16 protein-coding genes are annotated in these 18,118 nt (G+C 54.0%); 6 read left to right on the top strand and 10 right to left on the bottom strand.

Going from position 1 to position 18,118, the window contains the following annotated elements; all coding sequences use genetic code 11:
- Entirely contained in the window at positions 1 to 1,149 is a 1,149-nt protein-coding gene (gene nagA, locus B9Y90_RS10580) for an N-acetylglucosamine-6-phosphate deacetylase (RefSeq protein WP_039291184.1), read from the bottom strand.
- 161 nt (positions 1,150 to 1,310) lie between these two features.
- A complete protein-coding gene (nagB, locus tag B9Y90_RS10585; RefSeq protein WP_008456097.1) occupies positions 1,311 to 2,111 on the bottom strand; it encodes a glucosamine-6-phosphate deaminase in 801 nt (266 codons plus the stop codon).
- 334 nt (positions 2,112 to 2,445) lie between these two features.
- Here nagB and nagE point away from each other — a divergent pair, with 334 nt between their 5' ends.
- From nagE to chiQ, 4 genes are all read left to right on the top strand, one after another.
- Complete coding sequence (nagE, locus tag B9Y90_RS10590; RefSeq protein WP_085541208.1) at positions 2,446 to 4,470, top strand: N-acetylglucosamine-specific PTS transporter subunit IIBC; 2,025 nt, start codon at positions 2,446 to 2,448, stop codon at positions 4,468 to 4,470.
- Between the two features lie 177 nt (positions 4,471 to 4,647).
- Complete coding sequence (glnS, locus tag B9Y90_RS10595) at positions 4,648 to 6,315, top strand: glutamine--tRNA ligase (protein ID WP_039291189.1); 1,668 nt, start codon at positions 4,648 to 4,650, stop codon at positions 6,313 to 6,315.
- 463 nt (positions 6,316 to 6,778) lie between these two features.
- Positions 6,779 to 8,185, top strand: coding sequence for a chitoporin ChiP (gene chiP, locus B9Y90_RS10600; protein ID WP_039291192.1), 1,407 nt, complete (start codon positions 6,779 to 6,781; stop codon positions 8,183 to 8,185).
- Between the two features lie 46 nt (positions 8,186 to 8,231).
- Positions 8,232 to 8,558 carry a ChiQ/YbfN family lipoprotein gene (gene chiQ, locus B9Y90_RS10605; RefSeq protein WP_085541209.1) on the top strand — a complete coding sequence of 109 codons (327 nt, stop codon included), beginning with the start codon at positions 8,232 to 8,234 and terminating at the stop codon, positions 8,556 to 8,558.
- 93 nt (positions 8,559 to 8,651) lie between these two features.
- On the opposite strand, the gene fur is transcribed toward chiQ, so the two are convergent.
- From fur to ybfF, 4 genes are all read right to left on the bottom strand, one after another.
- Positions 8,652 to 9,098: a ferric iron uptake transcriptional regulator gene (gene fur / locus B9Y90_RS10610; RefSeq protein ID WP_039291196.1), complete on the bottom strand. Its 447-nt coding sequence runs from the start codon at positions 9,096 to 9,098 to the stop codon at positions 8,652 to 8,654.
- A 279-nt stretch (positions 9,099 to 9,377) separates the two neighbouring features.
- On the bottom strand, positions 9,378 to 9,908 hold the full coding sequence (gene fldA, locus B9Y90_RS10615) for a flavodoxin FldA (RefSeq protein ID WP_039291198.1): 531 nt from the start codon (positions 9,906 to 9,908) through the stop codon (positions 9,378 to 9,380).
- Positions 9,909 to 10,087: 179 nt separating this feature from the next.
- On the bottom strand, positions 10,088 to 10,366 hold the full coding sequence (gene ybfE, locus B9Y90_RS10620; RefSeq protein WP_039296598.1) for a LexA regulated protein: 279 nt from the start codon (positions 10,364 to 10,366) through the stop codon (positions 10,088 to 10,090).
- A gap of 141 nt (positions 10,367 to 10,507) precedes the next feature.
- Positions 10,508 to 11,275: an esterase gene (ybfF, locus tag B9Y90_RS10625; RefSeq protein WP_085541210.1), complete on the bottom strand. Its 768-nt coding sequence runs from the start codon at positions 11,273 to 11,275 to the stop codon at positions 10,508 to 10,510.
- A 174-nt stretch (positions 11,276 to 11,449) separates the two neighbouring features.
- On the opposite strand from ybfF, the gene seqA reads away from it, so the two are divergent.
- Together seqA and pgm are read left to right on the top strand one after the other, a co-directional pair.
- On the top strand, positions 11,450 to 11,998 hold the full coding sequence (seqA, locus tag B9Y90_RS10630; RefSeq protein ID WP_039291202.1) for a replication initiation negative regulator SeqA: 549 nt from the start codon (positions 11,450 to 11,452) through the stop codon (positions 11,996 to 11,998).
- A gap of 27 nt (positions 11,999 to 12,025) precedes the next feature.
- The gene (gene pgm / locus B9Y90_RS10635; protein WP_039291204.1) at positions 12,026 to 13,669 is read left to right on the top strand and encodes a phosphoglucomutase (alpha-D-glucose-1,6-bisphosphate-dependent); all 1,644 of its coding nucleotides are present in this window, start codon (positions 12,026 to 12,028) and stop codon (positions 13,667 to 13,669) included.
- A 34-nt stretch (positions 13,670 to 13,703) separates the two neighbouring features.
- Here the strand turns inward: pgm and B9Y90_RS10640 are convergent, their stop codons facing one another.
- From B9Y90_RS10640 to kdpC, 4 genes are read right to left on the bottom strand one after another with little or no spacing between them, the layout of a single operon-like run.
- Entirely contained in the window at positions 13,704 to 14,132 is a 429-nt protein-coding gene (locus tag B9Y90_RS10640; protein WP_039291206.1) for an EamA family transporter, read from the bottom strand.
- Between the two features lie 36 nt (positions 14,133 to 14,168).
- Complete coding sequence (kdpE, locus tag B9Y90_RS10645; RefSeq protein WP_008456119.1) at positions 14,169 to 14,846, bottom strand: two-component system response regulator KdpE; 678 nt, start codon at positions 14,844 to 14,846, stop codon at positions 14,169 to 14,171.
- Entirely contained in the window at positions 14,843 to 17,530 is a 2,688-nt protein-coding gene (gene kdpD, locus B9Y90_RS10650) for a two-component system sensor histidine kinase KdpD (RefSeq protein ID WP_085541211.1), read from the bottom strand. Before kdpD ends, kdpE begins: the two co-directional genes overlap by 4 nt.
- Positions 17,531 to 17,542: 12 nt before the next feature.
- A complete protein-coding gene (kdpC, locus tag B9Y90_RS10655) occupies positions 17,543 to 18,118 on the bottom strand; it encodes a potassium-transporting ATPase subunit KdpC (protein ID WP_039301145.1) in 576 nt (191 codons plus the stop codon).

The raw sequence follows: 18,118 nt of genomic DNA on the forward strand, positions 1-18,118 counted from the left end.
TTACTCAGTTACGACCTCGTTACCATTAACGATGGTCTTGATAATTTTATAGTCGCGGGTAAACACGGTCAGGTTAGCCACTTTACCGGCTTCGATTGCGCCCAGATGTTTATCCACGCCCATGGCGCGAGCAGGGTAGAGGGTTGCCATACGCAGGACTTCATCCAGCGCGATGGCCGCGTGTTCCACCAAATTGCGAACACCTTGAATCATTGTCAGTGCAGACCCGCTCAGCGTGCCGTTCTCATCAACGCACAGACCGTCACGGTAGTATATTGTTTTGCCAGCAAAAATGAACTGATCGATGTTTGCACCTGCCGGTGCGGTTGCGTCAGTCACCAGGCACAGTTTATCGCCCTTCACGCGTTTTGCGGTGCGAATGTTCGCATAATCCACATGTAAACCATCAGCAATGATGCCACAGTAGACGTCAGCTTCATCAAAAATTGCGCCAGCAAGGCCTGGTTCACGGCCGGTAATATAAGGCATCGCGTTGAAAAGGTGGGTTGCGAAGGTGATCCCGGCGCGGAAGCCAATTTTGGCTTCTTTAATTGTTGCATTGGAATGACCGGCAGAAACGATGATGCCCGCGGCGACCAGCTTCTGAATGACTTCTGGCTCAACCATTTCAGGTGCGAGGGTGATTTTGGTGATCACATCGGCATTCTGGCAGAGGAAATCAACCAGCTTCGCATCCGGCTTGCGCACGAAGCCCGGGTTGTGCGTTCCTTTTTTCACGATGTTAAGCCACGGCCCTTCAAGGTGTAAACCCAGCGCCTGATGGCTGTATTTCGCCAGATAGTCGCGCATGACGTTCACACCCTGCATCATCAGCTCGTCGCTGGTGGTGATAAGCGTAGGCAGGTAGCTGGTGCAGCCTGAGCGTTCGTTCGCTTTCTGCATGATTTCCAGCGTTTCAACGGAAACGGCTTCTGCGGTGTCGTTAAACTGCACGCCGCCGCAGCCGTTCAGCTGTACGTCAATAAAACCGGGGGCAATGACGGCACCGCCCACATCGCGCGTTTCGATACCTGCTGGCAGTGCTTCTACAGGGCAAACTCGCTCAATCAGGCCATCGGCAATGACTACCGCGTGGTCATCCAGAATTTCGTGGCCGGTATAAATCCGACCGTGGATTAATGCATACATATCCTACCCCCGGGAATAACGTCGTGCTTTAAGACTGTAAGATCGCTAATAAAGAGGAAAAGCCGAAACACCTTCCTCTTTATGACTGACTGTAGAAAACCAATACATTGATTTTCCTGGACAACTGACGCTTTTACGACGCGTCAGTTGTCTATCGTGCCTTAAAGGCCTTTAATGTTTTCTGCTTCCAGCTCGTTGAAATATTTCAACGTTTTCACTTTCAGCTCCATGGTGGACGGCTCATCACACACGATCACCGCCTTTGGATGCAGCTGCAGGCAGGTGATAGTCCACATGTGGTTAACGTTGCCTTCCACGGCCGCCTGCAGCGCCAGAGCTTTGACACCGCCCAGCACCAGGATCATCACTTCTTCTGCATCCAGCAGGGTACCCACGCCAACGGTCAGCGCGTATTTAGGTACCTGAGTCACGTCGCCGCCGAAGAAACGAGAGTTTGCCACGCGGGTGTCATGGGTCAGGGTTTTAATACGGGTGCGGGAAGCCAGGGAAGACGCTGGTTCGTTGAACGCGATGTGGCCGTCGTTGCCCACGCCGCCCATGAACAGGTGAATTTTGCCATAGGAGCGAATTTTCTCTTCGTAGCGGCGGCATTCTGCATCAACATCTTCTGCGTTGCCGTTCAGCAGATTGATGTTTTCCGCTGGGATATCAACGTGATCAAAGAAGTTGCGGTGCATGAAAGTATAATAGCTTTCCGGGTGTTCTTTCGGCAGACCGACGTATTCATCCATGTTGAACGTGACGACGTTCTTAAAGCTAACCTGGCCTGCTTTATGCATCTCAACCAGAGCTTTGTAAGCTTCCAGCGGCGTGCCGCCGGTTGGCAGACCCAGAACAAAAGGACGGTCCGCGGTTGGTTTGAATGCATTGATGCGATTTACAATATGGCGAGCTGCCCATTTGCCGACTTGTGCCGGGGTAGCCAGGGGAATCAGTCTCATCATTCACCTCGTAGTTTAAGAGTAAAAATAGGGTTAGCTGAATCGATCTCGATAAGCATAAGGGTAAACCACTTTTATACTGAACCGACAGGGATCAATCCGCCTTGATTTTTTGAATCATAAAATAAGTTTTCGGAGATAGCCAGTGAAGGGGGAGGGTTGAAGCGATATTTGGTGATAAATATCACAAAAAAGGTGCGTTTAATTTGCGGTACGAATTAATTTTTTTCACACTTCACCGTGTGATGTGAATCGTCGCCGTGTATTCAATGTAAGTAAGACAATAAAAACACTGCTTGAGCGAGCCTTAACGGGGTCTCATAGGGGGAATAAAGTGAGTATTCTAGGTTATCTACAGCGCGTGGGCCGGGCACTTATGGTGCCGGTGGCTACACTGCCAGCAGCAGCAATATTAATGGGGGTTGGTTACTGGATTGACCCAGTTAGCTGGGGTGGAGACAACGCGTTAGCCGCGCTCTTCATTAAATCCGGTTCCGCCATTATCGATAACATGTCCGTGTTGTTCGCCATCGGCGTCGCTTACGGCATGTCCAAAGACAAAGACGGTGCAGCTGCACTGACCGGCTTTGTCGGCTTCCTGGTTCTGACCACCCTCTGCTCACCGGCAGCGGTTGCCATGATCCAGAAAATTCCGGCGGATCAGGTTCCGGCGGCGTTTGGTAAAATCAGTAACCAGTTCGTCGGTATTCTGGTCGGTATTATTTCTGCAGAACTCTATAACCGCTTCAGCGGTGTTGAGCTGCCGAAAGCGCTCTCCTTCTTCAGCGGCCGTCGTCTGGTGCCAATCCTGACCTCCTTCGTGATGATTGCCGTTGCTTTCATTATGATGTACGTCTGGCCGATGATCTTCGACGGTCTGGTGAACTTCGGTGAACACATTCAGAAACTGGGTTCTGCAGGCGCCGGTATCTACGCCTTCTTCAACCGTTTGCTGATCCCGGTTGGTCTGCACCACGCCCTGAACTCCGTGTTCTGGTTTGACGTTGCGGGTATTAACGACATTCCTAACTTCCTGGGTGGCGCTCAGTCCATCGAAGCAGGTAAAGCGGTTGTCGGTATCACCGGTCGTTACCAGGCGGGCTTCTTCCCGATAATGATGTTCGGTCTGCCAGGTGCAGCGCTGGCAATCTATCACTGTGCACGTCCTGAAAACAAAGCAAAAGTTGCCGGTATCATGATGGCCGCTGCTTTCGCTGCGTTCTTCACCGGGATCACCGAACCGCTGGAGTTCTCCTTCATGTTCGTTGCGCCGGTACTGTACGTGATTCACGCAGTGCTGACCGGTATCTCCGTATTTATCGCGGCAAGCATGCACTGGATTGCGGGCTTTGGCTTCTCTGCGGGCCTGGTGGATATGGTGCTTTCTTCCCGTAACCCGCTGGCAACCCACTGGTGGATGCTGATCCCTCAGGGTCTGGTGTTCTTCGTTCTCTACTACGTGGTGTTCCGTTTCACTATCACCAAATTCAACCTGCTGACGCCGGGCCGTGAACTGGCTGTAGCCGGTGACGAGGCTGACGGTCAGGACGTGAACGTGAGCGGTGACGCGAATCAGGACGTTTCTGGTCTCGCTCGTCAGTACATCTCTGCGGTAGGCGGCTCTGCAAACCTGACCGGCATTGATGCGTGTATCACTCGTCTGCGTCTGAGCGTTAAAGACTCTTCCGTTGTGAACGAAGCGCTGGCTAAGCGTCTGGGTGCGACGGGCGTTATTCGCCTGAACAAAACCAGCGTGCAAATCATCGTTGGCTTTGCTGCAGAAAAAATTGCTAATGCAATGAAAACCGCAGGCACTGTCGAAGCCGCCGCACCTGTTGCGGGTGCAGCACCTGCTCCTGCGGCTAAACCACAGGCTGTTCCAAACGCGGCCAGCACAACTATTGCCGCTCTGGTTTCTCCGGTAACCGGCGATGTTGTTGAGCTGGACCAGGTGCCTGACGAAGCTTTCGCCAGCAAAGCTGTAGGTGATGGCATAGCGGTTAAGCCGACGGAGAAAACTGTCGTTTCTCCTGCCGCCGGGACTATCGTGAAAATCTTCAACACCAACCACGCGTTCTGCCTTGAGACAGAAAAAGGCGCAGAGATTGTGGTTCACATGGGCATCGATACCGTTGCTCTGGGTGGTAAAGGCTTCACGCGTCTGGTGGAAGAAGGAGCCGAAGTGGTTGCCGGCCAGCCGATTCTGGAAATGGATCTCGATTTCCTGAACGCCAACGCTCGCTCCATGATTAGCCCGGTAGTTTGCAGCAACATCGACGACTTCAGCGGTCTGGTTATCCAGGCGAAAGGTCAGGTGGTTGCAGGTCAAACACCACTGTATGAGATTAAAGGCAAGTAATCGCTCCTGAGTAAGCATTTGTGCCTTAAGCGGCTGGCGTATATCGTCAGCCGCTTTTTTATTACCTGCCGCTAGCCAGCATGGATAACCCTAATTTATGCAACTAAAGGTTGTTTCCCGAGGCCGCTTATTAGATCATACGCCGTTAACTAAGGTACACGCTTTGAGGAACCCGCGATGAGTGAGGCTGAAGCCCGCCCAACTAACTTTATTCGTCAGATTATTGATGAAGACCTGGCGAACGGTAAGCACACCAGTATTTGCACCCGTTTTCCGCCTGAGCCAAATGGCTATCTGCACATTGGCCACGCCAAGTCTATTTGCCTGAACTTTGGCATTGCTCAGGATTATCAGGGGCAGTGCAACCTGCGCTTCGACGACACAAACCCGGTAAAAGAAGACATCGAATACGTCGAGTCCATCAAGCACGACGTTGAATGGCTGGGCTTCCACTGGTCTGGCAATGTGCGTTATTCGTCTGACTATTTTGACCAGCTGTTTAATTATGCCGTTGAGCTGATTAATAAAGGGCTGGCGTATGTTGATGAGCTGAGCCCGGAACAAATTCGTGAATACCGTGGCTCGCTGACTGCGCCCGGGAAAAACAGCCCGTTCCGCGATCGTAGCGTTGAGGAAAACCTCGCGCTGTTCGAGAAAATGCGCAACGGTGAGTTCGCCGAAGGTACCGCCTGCCTGCGTGCCAAAATCGATATGGCCTCGCCGTTCATCGTTATGCGCGACCCGGTGCTGTACCGCATTAAATTTGCCGATCACCACCAGACCGGCAACAAGTGGTGCATCTACCCGATGTACGACTTCACCCACTGTATTTCCGATGCGCTGGAAGGCATTACGCACTCGCTGTGTACCCTGGAGTTCCAGGACAACCGCCGCCTGTATGATTGGGTGCTGGATAACATCACCATTCCTGCACACCCGCGTCAGTACGAGTTTTCTCGCCTGAATCTCGAATACGCCATCATGTCCAAGCGTAAGTTGAACTTGCTGGTGACCGAGAAGATTGTGGAAGGCTGGGACGACCCGCGTATGCCGACCATCTCCGGCCTGCGTCGCCGCGGCTATACCGCAGCCTCCATTCGCGAGTTCTGTAAGCGCATTGGCGTAACCAAGCAGGACAACACCGTTGAAATGGCTTCTCTGGAATCCTGTATCCGTGACGATCTCAACGAGAATGCACCGCGTGCCATGGCCGTACTGGATCCGGTAAAAGTTATTATCACTAACTACCCTGAAGGTGATGAAGAGACGGTCACCATGCCGAATCACCCAAATAAACCTGAAATGGGTAGCCGTGAAGTGCCGTTCAGTCGTGAGATCTATATCGATCGCGCTGACTTCCGTGAAGAGGCAAACAAGCAATACAAGCGTCTGGTGATGGGTAAAGAAGTTCGCTTGCGTAATGCCTATGTGATCAAAGCCGAGCGTGTAGAAAAAGACGCTGAAGGTAATATCACCGAACTGTATTGCACCTATGATCCGGAAACCCTGAGCAAGGATCCGGCTGACGGCCGCAAGGTTAAGGGTGTGATTCACTGGGTCAGCGCAGCACACGCGCTGCCGGTGGAGATTCGCCTGTACGATCGCTTGTTTAGCGTCGCGAATCCAGGGGCTGCGGAAGACTTCCTGTCTACCATTAACGCGGATTCCCTGGTTATTCGTCAGGGCTTCGTTGAGCCTAGCCTGCAGAACGCGGAAAAAAGTAAGGCATATCAGTTCGAGCGTGAAGGTTACTTCTGCCTCGACAGCCGCTATGCGACCGCAGAAAAACTGGTGTTTAACCGCACCGTTGGCCTGCGTGATACCTGGGCTAAAATCGGTGAGTAATTGCCACTAACAGCCTGATGAAAGCGCCGCGCAATGCGGCGTTTTTTCTTTCTGCTTACCTTTTGTTAACCTTTTACGCACATTCGCGGTGCGAATTAATTCTCATTTCCATTTTTGGGGGAATCTCCTTACACAATGTCATCTCTTCCCCGTAATCTCCTGATGCTTATAATGAAAGCGCTCTCAAAGAGATTTTATTCTTAAAATAAATCGTAATCAGGGTTAATCATCTGCTGCGCAATTTTGTTACAAATGCACATAGATTATGTGCTCTCTGTCATACTCCAGGAAATCTCTGATACAAAGTCATTGATAATTCGCGTCGCGAAAAATAGTCTATGAGCAGCAGTAATGCGGGTGTGTTAAGCAAAAACCGCTTTTAGCCGTCAGGCAATTTTACTTTTTTCGTCAATGGCGCTTTTCACGTCAGACGATGATTTTTACGTCAAAGAGGAATTTAACTATGCGTACGTTTAGTGGCAAACGTAGTGCGCTTGCTCTTGCTATTGCAAGCGTTACCGCTCTTTCTGGCTTTGTAGTGGCTCCGCAGGTTAGTGCTGCGGGTTTTGTTGATGACTCCACGCTGACCGGCGGCATCTATTACTGGCAGCGTGAGCGTGACCGTAAAGATGTGTCCGACGGTAAGTACAAAACTAACCTGTCGCACTCAACCTGGAACGCCAACCTCGACTTCCAGTCCGGCTATGCGGCCGATATGTTTGGTTTCGATATTGCCGCCTTCACCGCCATTGAAATGGCCGAAGACAGCGCCAGTGGCCACCCGAACGAAATCGCATTCTCCTCTAAAAATAAAACCTACGACGAAGACTACTCCGGTGATAAAGGCGGCATTAGCCTTTATAAAGCGGCTGCTAAATTCAAATACGGCCCGGTATGGGCACGTGCAGGTTACATTCAGCCAACCGGCCAAACGCTGCTAGCACCACACTGGAGCTTCATGCCTGGTACTTATCAGGGTGCTGAAGCAGGGGCCGCATTTGACTACGGTGATGCCGGTGCGCTGAGCTTCTCCTATATGTGGACCAACGAGTACAAGGCGCCGTGGCACCTTGAAACCGACAAGTTCTACCAGAACGACAAAAAAACCAAAGTTGATTACCTGCACTCCATCGGCGCGAAGTATGACTTCAAAAACGACCTGATTCTCGAAGCCGCATTTGGCCAGGCGCAGGGCTTTGTTGATCAGTACTTCGCTAAAGCCAGCTACAAATTTGACGTTGCAGGTAGCCCGCTGAGCACCAGCTACCAGTTCTACGGCACCCGTGATAAAGCCGCGAACAACACTATCAACGATATCTACGATGGCACCGCATGGCTCCAGGCGTTGACCTTTGGTTATAAAATTGGCCAGGTTGACCTTCGTCTCGAAGGGACCATGGTGAAGGCAGAAGGGCAGCAGGGTTACTTCCTGCAGCGTATGACGCCAACCTACGCTTCTTCCAACGGTCGTCTGGATGTGTGGTGGGATAACCGCTCTGACTTCAACGCCAACGGTGAAAAAGCCGTGTTCTTCGGCGCAATGTATGACCTGAGCAACTGGAATCTGCCGGGTTGGGCAGTCGGTGCTTCTTACGTTTATGCATGGGATGCAAAACCATCCACCTGGGCGCTTGATGCTTCCGGTAACCGCCAGGATCTCGCTTCCAACAAGATCAAAGAGTCTTCTTACAGCCTCGATGCAATGTATACCGTGCAGGAAGGCCGTGCGAAAGGCACGCTGTTCAAACTGCACTTCACACAGTACGACAACCACTCCGACATCCCAAGCTGGGGCGGTGGTTACGGCAACATGTTCCAGGATGAGCGTGACGTGAAGTTCATCGTGATTGCTCCGTTCACCATCTTCTGATGTGAAACCGGGCGCGTAAGCGCCCGTTTTTTATAAGGAACCGCACATGAAAAAGATTCTACTGGTCACTGCGGCTGTTTTCACGCTGTCTGCCTGCGTTCAGCCTCCGGCACCTCCGGAAGATTCACGCCTGAAGCAGGCCTATAGCGCCTGTATCAACACGGCGGAGGGCAATCCGGATAAAATTGAAGCCTGCCAGAGCGTGCTGAACGTACTGCGTCAGGAAAAACAGCATAAAGCGTTTGTTGAAAAAGAGACTGTGAACGTGTTGGATTATCAGAAATGCATCCAGGCAAGAAAGAGCGGCAATGATGAAGCCGCGAAGGTGCGCTGCGATAAGATTTGGCAGGAGATTCGCGCCAATAACAGCTGATAATCCTTTCAGTCAATAAAAAAACCGGCAAGGGAAACCTGCCGGTTTTTGCTTTTAAACGCCACCGAAGCAGCGTTTGTTAATGCGGATTACTTATTTCGGATCGTGGGCCGTGTCGTCTTCACGGCAGTCGCCTTCGGCACAGTGTCCGTACAGATACAAACTGTGGTTAGTCAGGCGAATACCGTGGCGCGCGGCAATTTCACGCTGGCGAGATTCGATAGAATCGTCGCTGAACTCGATGACTTTTCCGCAGTCGAGGCAGATCAGGTGATCGTGGTGATGCTGCTGGGTCAGCTCGAAAACGGACTTGCCGCCTTCAAAGTTGTGGCGGGTCACGATCCCGGCATCATCAAACTGGTTCAGTACGCGGTAGACCGTCGCCAGGCCAATTTCTTCGCCCATGTCGATCAGACGTTTATATAAGTCTTCCGCGCTGACGTGATGATTTACCGGCTCTTGCAGCACTTCGAGGATTTTTAATCGCGGAAGCGTGACTTTCAAGCCGGCCTTCTTTAATGCGGTATTGTTGTCAGTCATGCGGAAATTGTCCTGTTGCTTAACGATTCGCTCAAACTGCAGTGAGCGTTAAGAGTAATGCGTCTCATTATAGAACTGCTACTTCTAAATGGGAACCGCAAGTATGGTGCAAAATAAGGCTGAAAAATCGTGGCGGCGTCGCCATTTACAGTAATTATCAGCCAAGCTGTCAGGAAGACATTGTACAGGGATGTACGAGAAAGTTACAAACTTGTAGCAATTATTTTCATTGCTACAAGCTATCAAAATGGCGCAAATGCTGTATTTGCGCCAGAGAAATCAGGCGTTAATGATATCGGCCAGATTCAGTTCTTCAGAAACTTGCTTAACCCACTTCTCAACGCGTTCTGCGGTCAGTTCTGGCTGACGGTCTTCGTCAATGGCCAGGCCGACAAAGTTGTCGTCATCCGCCAGGCCCTTGGAGGCTTCAAAGTGGTAACCGGCGGTTGGCCAGTGGCCCACAATCGCCGCGCCGCGCGGTTCGATAATGTCGCGGATGGTGCCCAGTGCATCACAGAAGTATTCTGCGTAATCTTCCTGGTCGCCGCAGCCGAACAGCGCCACCAGTTTGCCGTTGAAATCGACTTCTTCAAGAGTAGGGAAGAAATCATCCCAGTCGCACTGGGCTTCACCGTAGTACCAGGTCGGGATGCCGAGCAACAGAATGTCGAAACCTTCGAGATCTTCTTTGCTGCTTTTAGCAATGTCATGCACCTCAGCAACGTCTTTACCGAGCTGTTTTTGAATCATTTTCGCGATATTTTCGGTGTTACCAGTGTCGCTGCCGAAAAAAATGCCTACGATTGCCATGAGTAAAATAACCTCTTGAAACTTAATAGTATGCTGGCCGTCAAATGCCCACGTATAGGGCAATCATAGCAGAACAGCTCCGGCAGCGGAAACAGCTATCACACCCGGGTGCACAGTCTGCAACATGGTTTAGCTCACCCTTTTGAGATTTCAGATAACCCGCAGGGCGGCTGAAGGCGTTACCCGAGATTTTTAAGCTGCTCGAGCAGCATCTCTTCGATCAGTTCGCTGCGGCTGATGTTGCGGGCGTCAGCCAGCTGGTTGAGGGCATCGACCGCATCATTGTTCAGTTTTAGCTCAACCCGCTTCAAACCACGCACTTTATCGCGCTTCAGCTGATTGCGCTTATTGATACGCAATTGCTCATCACGCGAGAGCGGATTGGTTTTCGGCCGCCCGGGGCGACGCTCGTCCGCGAACAGATCTAATGTAGTACGGTCCGTTTGTTCTTTTGCCATGATTAGAATACTGACAGGAAATTCTGGCTGCAGGGGCAGGGTGCCGGTGCAATTAAGCGCGCCATCATACATCAGCGCGCCATTCCCGCCAACGCGTTAGCGACTTCTGCTGCCCGGTCGGTCTGTTTTTAATCAGTTTTTCTACTCAGCGTCGATAAATCGGTGAATCGCCCGCAAAACGGCGTCCGGTTTTTCCGCATGAACCCAATGACCTGCTCCAGCGATGACGTGAGCGCGGGCCTGTGGGAACTGACTTAACAGCGCCTCGCGGTGGCTTTCATCAACATACGGAGAATTCCCGCCGCGGATAAACAACGCTGGATGTGGCCAGGCCGGGACAGGCTGCCAGCCAACGATATTTTCATATTGCTGCCAAAGCACGGGCACGTTGAACTTCCACTCGCCGTCAGCAAAGGATTTCAGCAGAAACTGAATAACGCCTTCCTCAGTAACGTGGTCGCGCATGATTTGCGCCGCCTGCTGGCGAGTTTTTACGCACGCTTCGCTGACCGCGCGAATAGCCGCGAAAATTTCGTCATGACGGCGAACCTGATAGTTAACCGGCGCAATATCGATCATCACTAGCTTATCAATACGCTGAGGTGCGATTGCGGTAAGGGCCATCACCACTTTGCCGCCCATGGAATGACCAATAAACGTGGCTTTTTCGATGCCGTATTCGTCCAGGGTATCCAGAACGTCCCCGGCCATTGCGGCATAGCTCATGTCATCGCTGCGCGGTGACAGTCCATGATTGCGCAGATCGATCTGCAGCACCGCGTGATCTTTACCCAGATCCCGAGCCAGAACGCCGAGGTTATCCAGGCTGCCGAACAGGCCGTGGATCAGTACAATAGGGGAATTGCTATTCGATTGTTGCGCAGTTTGCAGGCGAGCATTTAATTTCATGGCAAAGTTCTTTATTTTGGTTCGTTTGGTTAGGGTATCATGTTGGCATTCCCGCGGGCGTGCGGCAAATATTCAGTTTACTCTGACTTTGAGCTGCCTCTCCTGTTCGCTGTTGGGATTTGACCCTATAATCCCAACGACTTGTATTCAGAAAAGATATCGCACTGGATTAAGATGAAAACAATCGAAGTTGATGACGAGCTTTACCGCTATATTGCCAGCCAGACTAAACACATCGGCGAGAGCGCGTCAGACATTTTACGGCGTATGCTTAAATTTACCGCCGGGCAAACACCAGCAGCCACTTCTACGCCAGCCGCGCCTGAGCGCGCTGCGGCTCCCGTTGTTGAAGAAAAACCTGCGAATACCGCTCGTAACCGCGTGCGTGCCGTTCGTGAGCTGCTGCTTTCCGACGAGTATGCTGCCCAGAATAAAGCCGTAAACCGCTTTATGATGGTGCTGTCCACGCTGTATCAGCTGGATGCAAAAACCTTCGGCGAAGCCACTGAATCACTGCACGGCCGCACCCGCGTCTATTTTGCTGGCGATGAGCAAACGTTGCTGGCAAACGGCAATCAAACCAAGCCGAAACATGTTCCGGGCACCCCATACTGGGTGATTACCAATACGAATACTGGTCGTAAATGCAGCATGATCGAACACATCATGCAGTCAATGCAGTTCCCTGCGGAGCTGATTGAAAAGGTTTGCGGCACTATTTAAAAACCTGGCGTCAGTAAGGAAGAGCCAATGGCTAACCACGATCGTGCGGGCCAACCTGCACAACAGAGCGACTTGATTAACGTAGCCCAGCTTACGGCGCAGTATTACGTGCTTAAGCCAGTGGTGGGGAACAGCGAACACGCGGTGAAATTCGGGACCTCCGGCCACCGTGGTAGTGCCGCACGTCATAGCTTTAACGAACCTCATATTCTGGCGATTGCGCAAGCTATCGCTGAAGAACGCGCGAAGAATGGGATCACCGGTCCGTGCTATGTGGGCAAAGATACCCATGCGCTGTCCGAACCTGCGTTTATCTCCGTGCTGGAAGTGCTGGCCGCCAACGGCGTGGATGTCATTGTGCAGCAGGATAATGGCTACACGCCGACGCCTGCGATTTCTAATGCCATCCTGGTGCATAACCAAAAGGGCGGCGCTCAGGCGGACGGGATTGTGATCACGCCATCCCACAACCCACCGGACGACGGCGGCATCAAGTACAACCCGCCAAACGGTGGCCCGGCTGATACCAACGTTACCAAAGTTGTTGAAGATCGCGCTAACGCGCTGCTGGCCGACGGCCTGAAAGGCGTGAAGCGTATCTCACTGGATAAAGCCTGGGAAAGCGGTCACGTTCAGGCGCAGGATCTGGTTCAGCCGTTCATCGAAGGGCTGGTGGATATCGTCGATATGGCCGCTATTCAAAAAGCGGGCCTGAAGCTGGGCGTTGATCCCCTCGGCGGTTCCGGGATTGAATACTGGCACCGTATTGCGAAGCACTACAACCTTGATCTGACCATCGTGAACGATCAGGTCGACCAGACCTTCCGCTTTATGCACCTGGATAAAGACGGCGCAATCCGTATGGACTGCTCCTCCGAATGCGCGATGGCGGGCCTGCTGGCGCTGCGCGACAAATTCGATCTGGCGTTTGCCAACGACCCGGATTACGACCGCCATGGCATCGTCACGCCGGCTGGCCTGATGAATCCGAACCATTACCTGGCCGTGGCTATCAACTATCTGTTCCAGCACCGCCCGCAGTGGGGCAAAGATGTGGCCGTGGGTAAAACCCTGGTTTCCTCCGCGATGATTGACCGCGTGGTGGAAGATTTGGGCCGCAAGCTGGTGGAAGTCCCGGTGGGCTTTAAGTGGTTTGTTGACGGTCTGTTCGACGGCAGCTTCGGCTTCGGTGGTGAGGAGAGCGCCGGGGCATCGTTCCTGCGCTTCAACGGCACTCCGTGGTCGACCGACAAAGACGGTATCATCATGTGCCTGCTGGCGGCAGAAATCACCGCCGTTACGGGCAAAAACCCGCAGCAGCATTACGACGAGTTAGCCGCGCGCTTTGGCGCACCGAGCTACAACCGTATTCAGGCCCCAGCCACTTCCGCACAGAAAGCCGCGCTGTCCAAGCTCTCGCCTGAAATGGTGAGCGCAGACACACTGGCAGGTGACCCGATCACCGCGCGTCTGACGGCAGCACCGGGCAACGGCGCTTCTATTGGCGGCCTGAAGGTGATGACGAAGAACGGCTGGTTTGCCGCTCGTCCGTCCGGCACAGAAGACGCCTACAAAATTTACTGTGAAAGCTTCCTGGGCGCAGAGCACCGCGAGCAGATTGAGAAAGAAGCGGTAGAGATTGTCAGCGAAGTGCTGAAAAGCGCGAAGTAATAGGTAAAAAGGCTCCTTCGGGAGCCTTTCTCTTTTAACCCAAAGCCACCATCAGTGCGCCGCAGGTGATAAGCGCCACGCCTATCCCGGCAATCAGCGACACTTTCTCACCAAACAGAATCACCGCCAGAATCACCGCGAACACCACGCTCAGCTTATCGATAGGGGCGACCTTCGACACTTCGCCGCTTTTGATCGCCATAAAATAGAACAGCCAGGACAGCGCCCCGGCCACGCCGCTTAATAAAATAAACAGCAGCGCTTTTTTATCGGCAAACACCGTACTTACAAGATTCAGTTTTCCCTGAACGACGACCACCCCAACTAAAAATAACGCCATGACCACGGCGCGAACGGCCGTGGCGGTATTGGCATCCAGATGCTGCAAACCAACCTTACCAAAAATAGCGACCAGCGCTGCCGTAGCGGCAGACAACAGGGCGTAGACTAACCATGCGCTCATAAAAGACTCCTCTTGAACCGACAAGAGGTTACTCTTTCAGAGCATAAAACGGTAGCCGATCCCGGTTTCGGTGAGCAGGTGGCGAGGACGGGCAGGATCGCTTTCCAGCTTCTGGCGCAGGTGGCCCATATAAATCCGCAGATAGTGGCTGTGCTCCACGGCATTCGGGCCCCAAACCTGGTTAAGCAACTGGCGCTGGGTCAGGACTTTGCCGTGGTTATTCAGCAGGGTGGCCAGCAGGCGAAACTCAATCGGGGTGAGGTGAATTTCCTCTTCGCCGCGGGTAATGCGACGCGAAGCGAGGTCGACCCGAATTTCCGAAAACTGATAAACCGGATCGGGCTGAACGGTGCTGGCGTGGCGGCGCAGGGCGACGCGAAGCCTGGCCTGCAGTTCACCGATGCCAAACGGCTTGCTGAGAAAATCATCTGCGCCAGCATCCAGGGCGGCAATCTTCGCCTGCTCGTCACTCCGGGCCGACAGGACGATGACCGGCGTCTGGCTCCACTGGCGGAAGTCACGAATAAAATCGATGCCGTCGCCGTCCGGCAGGCCGAGATCCAGAATCACCAGATCCGGCTTGCGTGTAGCGGCTTCAATCAGGCCACGCTGCAGGGTTTCGGCATCAAACACGCGTAACGATTCATCTTCCAGCGCGGTGCGCAGAAAGCGGCGGATCTCTTTTTCATCCTCAATTATCAGAACCGTTGTCACAGCACCTCAATCATTTCAGGGAGTTCGGGGGGAGGCGATAAAGGTAGCACAACGTGGAAGCTGGCACCGCCTTCCGGGCGGTTAAGCGCATAAATTGTGCCGCCGTGAACTTCAACAATCGCCCGGCAGATAGCCAGCCCCAGCCCAACGCCAGGAATCGCTGACTCTTTGTTACCACGGGCAAATTTATCAAAAATCAGCAGCTCTTTACCAGCCGGAACGCCAGGGCCGCTGTCCCAAACTTCCAGGTCAAGCTTGTCTGCCGTCGAGGTCGATTTTATACCGATGTTGGCTTTATAACCGGCATATTTCACCGCATTCTCCAGCAGGTTGATCAGCACGCGTTCGAACAGTGGGCCGTCGACTTCAATCAGCATCAGCGGGTCAGGCAAATTAAGGGCGATATGGCGGCCGCCGAGACCCGGTTCAAGCATCTTCAGCGCGCTGCCGACGACTTCCTCCAGCGTCAGCCACTCTTTGCGAAGGTTAAAACCACCGGACTGAATACGGGCCATATCCAGCAGATTATTCACCAGCCGGGTGGTGTTCAGCACGTGCTGACGAATTTCGTTGGCCTGCGGGGCATGTTTTGACCCTTCGCTGGCGAGATCCAGCGTGAGGATTTCCGCCTGGCCGAACAGCACGGTCAGCGGCGTGCGCAGGTCGTGCGAAAGCGCGGCCAGCAGCGAGTTTCGGATTTGCTCTCGCTCGCTGGAAAGCCGGGCCTGTTCTTCGCTGGCGGTGAGCAGCAGCCTGTCGAGCGCAGTGGCCACCAGCAGGGTAAAGGTTTCCAGCAGGCGCTGCTGTTCAGGGATCATCAGCTGGCGCAGGTTCTCCGGCTCAACGACCAGCAGGCCCAGGGTTCTTTCCGTGGTACTGAGCGGCAGGATGCGGTAAGGCACGCCCGGCAGCGTATCTGTTCCGGCACCGGCGGGCTGGCCTTTATCAAAGCTCCAGCGGGCAATTGCTTCGTCCCACTGAGCGGGTTCCCCTTCGGCCGCGATACGGCTGAGTTTCCCGTGATCGTCCGGGAGCAGCAGCAGGCTACGGGCCTGGAAGGTGTTATTAATAAACTGCACGCTGGTGGCGGCAACGTCCTGCGGCGTGCGGTCATCGGCCAACGCTTTGGACATCTCATACAGATGACGAGTGCGCTGTTCCCGGTAGCGGGCGATGCGCGCCTGATAACGAACTCCGGCGGTCAGATTACCGATCACCAGCCCTACGGTGAGCATCACGCCGAAGGTCAGTAGATACTGAACATCCGACACGGCGAGCGTGCCCCGCGGCGCAATAAAGAACAGGTCGAAGCTAATCACGTTGATGACCGTCGCGAGGACGGACGGCCAGCGGCCATAAAACAGCGCGACCATGACCACGCCAAGCAGGTAGATCATCACCAGGTTGGCGGCATCAAAGGCCACCAGCCACTGGTTGGCGATAAAGGTAATAAACGCACAGAGCACCACCGCCACGGCGCAGCCGCGCAGTTGAATGCGCCATTTCTCGCTTAGCGTTCTGGTATCCGGTGCTCTGGCCGGGGAGGGGAGCGGTTTTTCATCCAGTGCAACAATCAGCAGGTCGAGATCCGGGGCACGTTTGGCTAACCGGTCGGCGAAAGAAGTACGGTGCCACCAGCGCCGCGTGGTGTGACGGCCAATAATGATTTTGCCGAGATTGTGTTCGCGGGCGTAGCGCAGCACCGCTTTTTCTTCATTAGGGTCGGCAAGTGTGGCAGTTTCGGCTCCAAGCTCTTGGGCGAGACGCAGAGCGCTTAAAATAGTCCGGCGCTGATGTTCCGGCAGGCGGTGAAGCTGCGGCGTTTCGACGTAGACGGCGTGCCAGATGCTGCCGAGCTTGGCGGCAAGGCGAGCGGCTGTGCGAACCAGTTTTTCATTGCCGTTGCTGTGGCCGATGCATAGCAGAATGGCGTCCCGCGTGTGCCAGACTTTCTCCTGGCCCTGATTGTCCCGCCAGGCACGCATCTGATCGTCAACTCGGTCGGCTGTGCGTCGCAAGGCCAGCTCGCGCAGCGCTATCAGGTTGCCTTTGCGGAAGAAGTGCTCGATGGCGCGTTCGGCCTGGCCGGAGATATAAACTTTGCCTTCGTGCAGGCGCTGGCGGAGATCGTCCGGCGGTAAGTCAACCAGCACAACTTCGTCGGCAGCGTCGAAAATAGGATCGGGGACGGTTTCGCGTACCTGAATTCCGGTCACCCCGCCTACCACGTCATTCAGGCTTTCCAGGTGTTGAACGTTAACGGAGGTTAGAACGTCGATCCCGGCTTCGAGCAGCTCTTCTACGTCCTGCCAGCGTTTCGGATGGCGCGACCCCGGCGCGTTGGTGTGCGCCAGTTCGTCCATCAGGATCAGCGCAGGGCTGCGGGCCAGAGCGGCGTCCAGGTCAAATTCCTGAACCAGACGCCCCCGGTGATGAATACGACGAGGGGGCTGAATCGTCAGCCCCTTCAACAGTTCGGCGGTTTCCTTGCGGCCGTGGGTTTCCACCACGCCCACCAGCACATCGAGGCCCTGCGCCCGCAGGCGCTGCGCCTCCTGAAGCATCGCGTAGGTTTTCCCGACGCCTGCACAGGCGCCGAAGAAGATTTTCAGTTTCCCACGCGGCTGGCGATTGACTTTCTCCAGCAGCTTATCGGGGTTGGGGCGCAGCGGCTCCTCGGTCATAACGCGTCCTTTTTACTTCGCCTGGAGATGGTCCAGCGCCAGGTTCAGCTTAACGATATTCACTACCGGCATGCCGATAAAATTCACCAGCGGCGTGGTGGTGTTTTCCGCCACCAGGCGAGCGATTTGCTCCACCGGCAGGTTTCTGGCTTTAGCCACCCGTGGGATTTGCCACGCGGTCGCTTCAGGAGAAAGCTGCCCGTCCAGGCCGCTGGCGGAGGTGGTGACTAAGTCAACGGGTACCGCTGGATTAGCCTCCGGGTTAGCCGCACGCAGCGCGCTAATGCGAGCCTTAACCTCTTTGTCCAGCTCCGGGTTGCTGGCCGCAAGGTTGCTGCCGCCGGATGCCATTGGATTATAGGGGCTATCCGAGGTGGCAGAAGGGCGGCCCTGGAAATATTTTGCGTTAGTGAAGTCCTGACCAATCAGTTCTGAACCGCGAACCTTGCCGTCTTCAACGATCAATGAGCCGTTGGCCTGAGCCGGGAACCACCATTGCCCCAGCAGCGTGGCGAGGAGGGGGTAAACCCCTCCGGTAATCAGCGTCAGGATAATCAGCAGTAATAAAGCGGGGCGTAACGTAGCCAT

The sequence above is a fragment of the Cedecea sp. NFIX57 genome, assembly GCF_900177785.1.
Lineage (GTDB): Bacteria > Pseudomonadota > Gammaproteobacteria > Enterobacterales > Enterobacteriaceae > Cedecea > Cedecea neteri_C.

Bases quoted from the DNA above. Each gene is read 5' to 3' on its own strand.
- fldA (WP_039291198.1), bottom strand. From the start codon at position 9,908: ATGGCAATCGTAGGCATTTTTTTCGGCAGCGACACTGGTAACACCGAA.
- chiP (WP_039291192.1), top strand. From the start codon at position 6,779: ATGCGTACGTTTAGTGGCAAACGTAGTGCGCTTGCTCTTGCTATTGCA.
- chiQ (WP_085541209.1), top strand. From the start codon at position 8,232: ATGAAAAAGATTCTACTGGTCACTGCGGCTGTTTTCACGCTGTCTGCC.
- nagA (WP_039291184.1), bottom strand. From the start codon at position 1,149: ATGTATGCATTAATCCACGGTCGGATTTATACCGGCCACGAAATTCTG.
- kdpC (WP_039301145.1), bottom strand. From the start codon at position 18,118: ATGGCTACGTTACGCCCCGCTTTATTACTGCTGATTATCCTGACGCTG.
- nagB (WP_008456097.1), bottom strand. From the start codon at position 2,111: ATGAGACTGATTCCCCTGGCTACCCCGGCACAAGTCGGCAAATGGGCA.
- seqA (WP_039291202.1), top strand. From the start codon at position 11,450: ATGAAAACAATCGAAGTTGATGACGAGCTTTACCGCTATATTGCCAGC.
- ybfF (WP_085541210.1), bottom strand. From the start codon at position 11,275: ATGAAATTAAATGCTCGCCTGCAAACTGCGCAACAATCGAATAGCAAT.
- kdpD (WP_085541211.1), bottom strand. From the start codon at position 17,530: ATGACCGAGGAGCCGCTGCGCCCCAACCCCGATAAGCTGCTGGAGAAA.
- B9Y90_RS10640 (WP_039291206.1), bottom strand. From the start codon at position 14,132: ATGAGCGCATGGTTAGTCTACGCCCTGTTGTCTGCCGCTACGGCAGCG.
- ybfE (WP_039296598.1), bottom strand. From the start codon at position 10,366: ATGGCAAAAGAACAAACGGACCGTACTACATTAGATCTGTTCGCGGAC.
- pgm (WP_039291204.1), top strand. From the start codon at position 12,026: ATGGCTAACCACGATCGTGCGGGCCAACCTGCACAACAGAGCGACTTG.
- glnS (WP_039291189.1), top strand. From the start codon at position 4,648: ATGAGTGAGGCTGAAGCCCGCCCAACTAACTTTATTCGTCAGATTATT.
- fur (WP_039291196.1), bottom strand. From the start codon at position 9,098: ATGACTGACAACAATACCGCATTAAAGAAGGCCGGCTTGAAAGTCACG.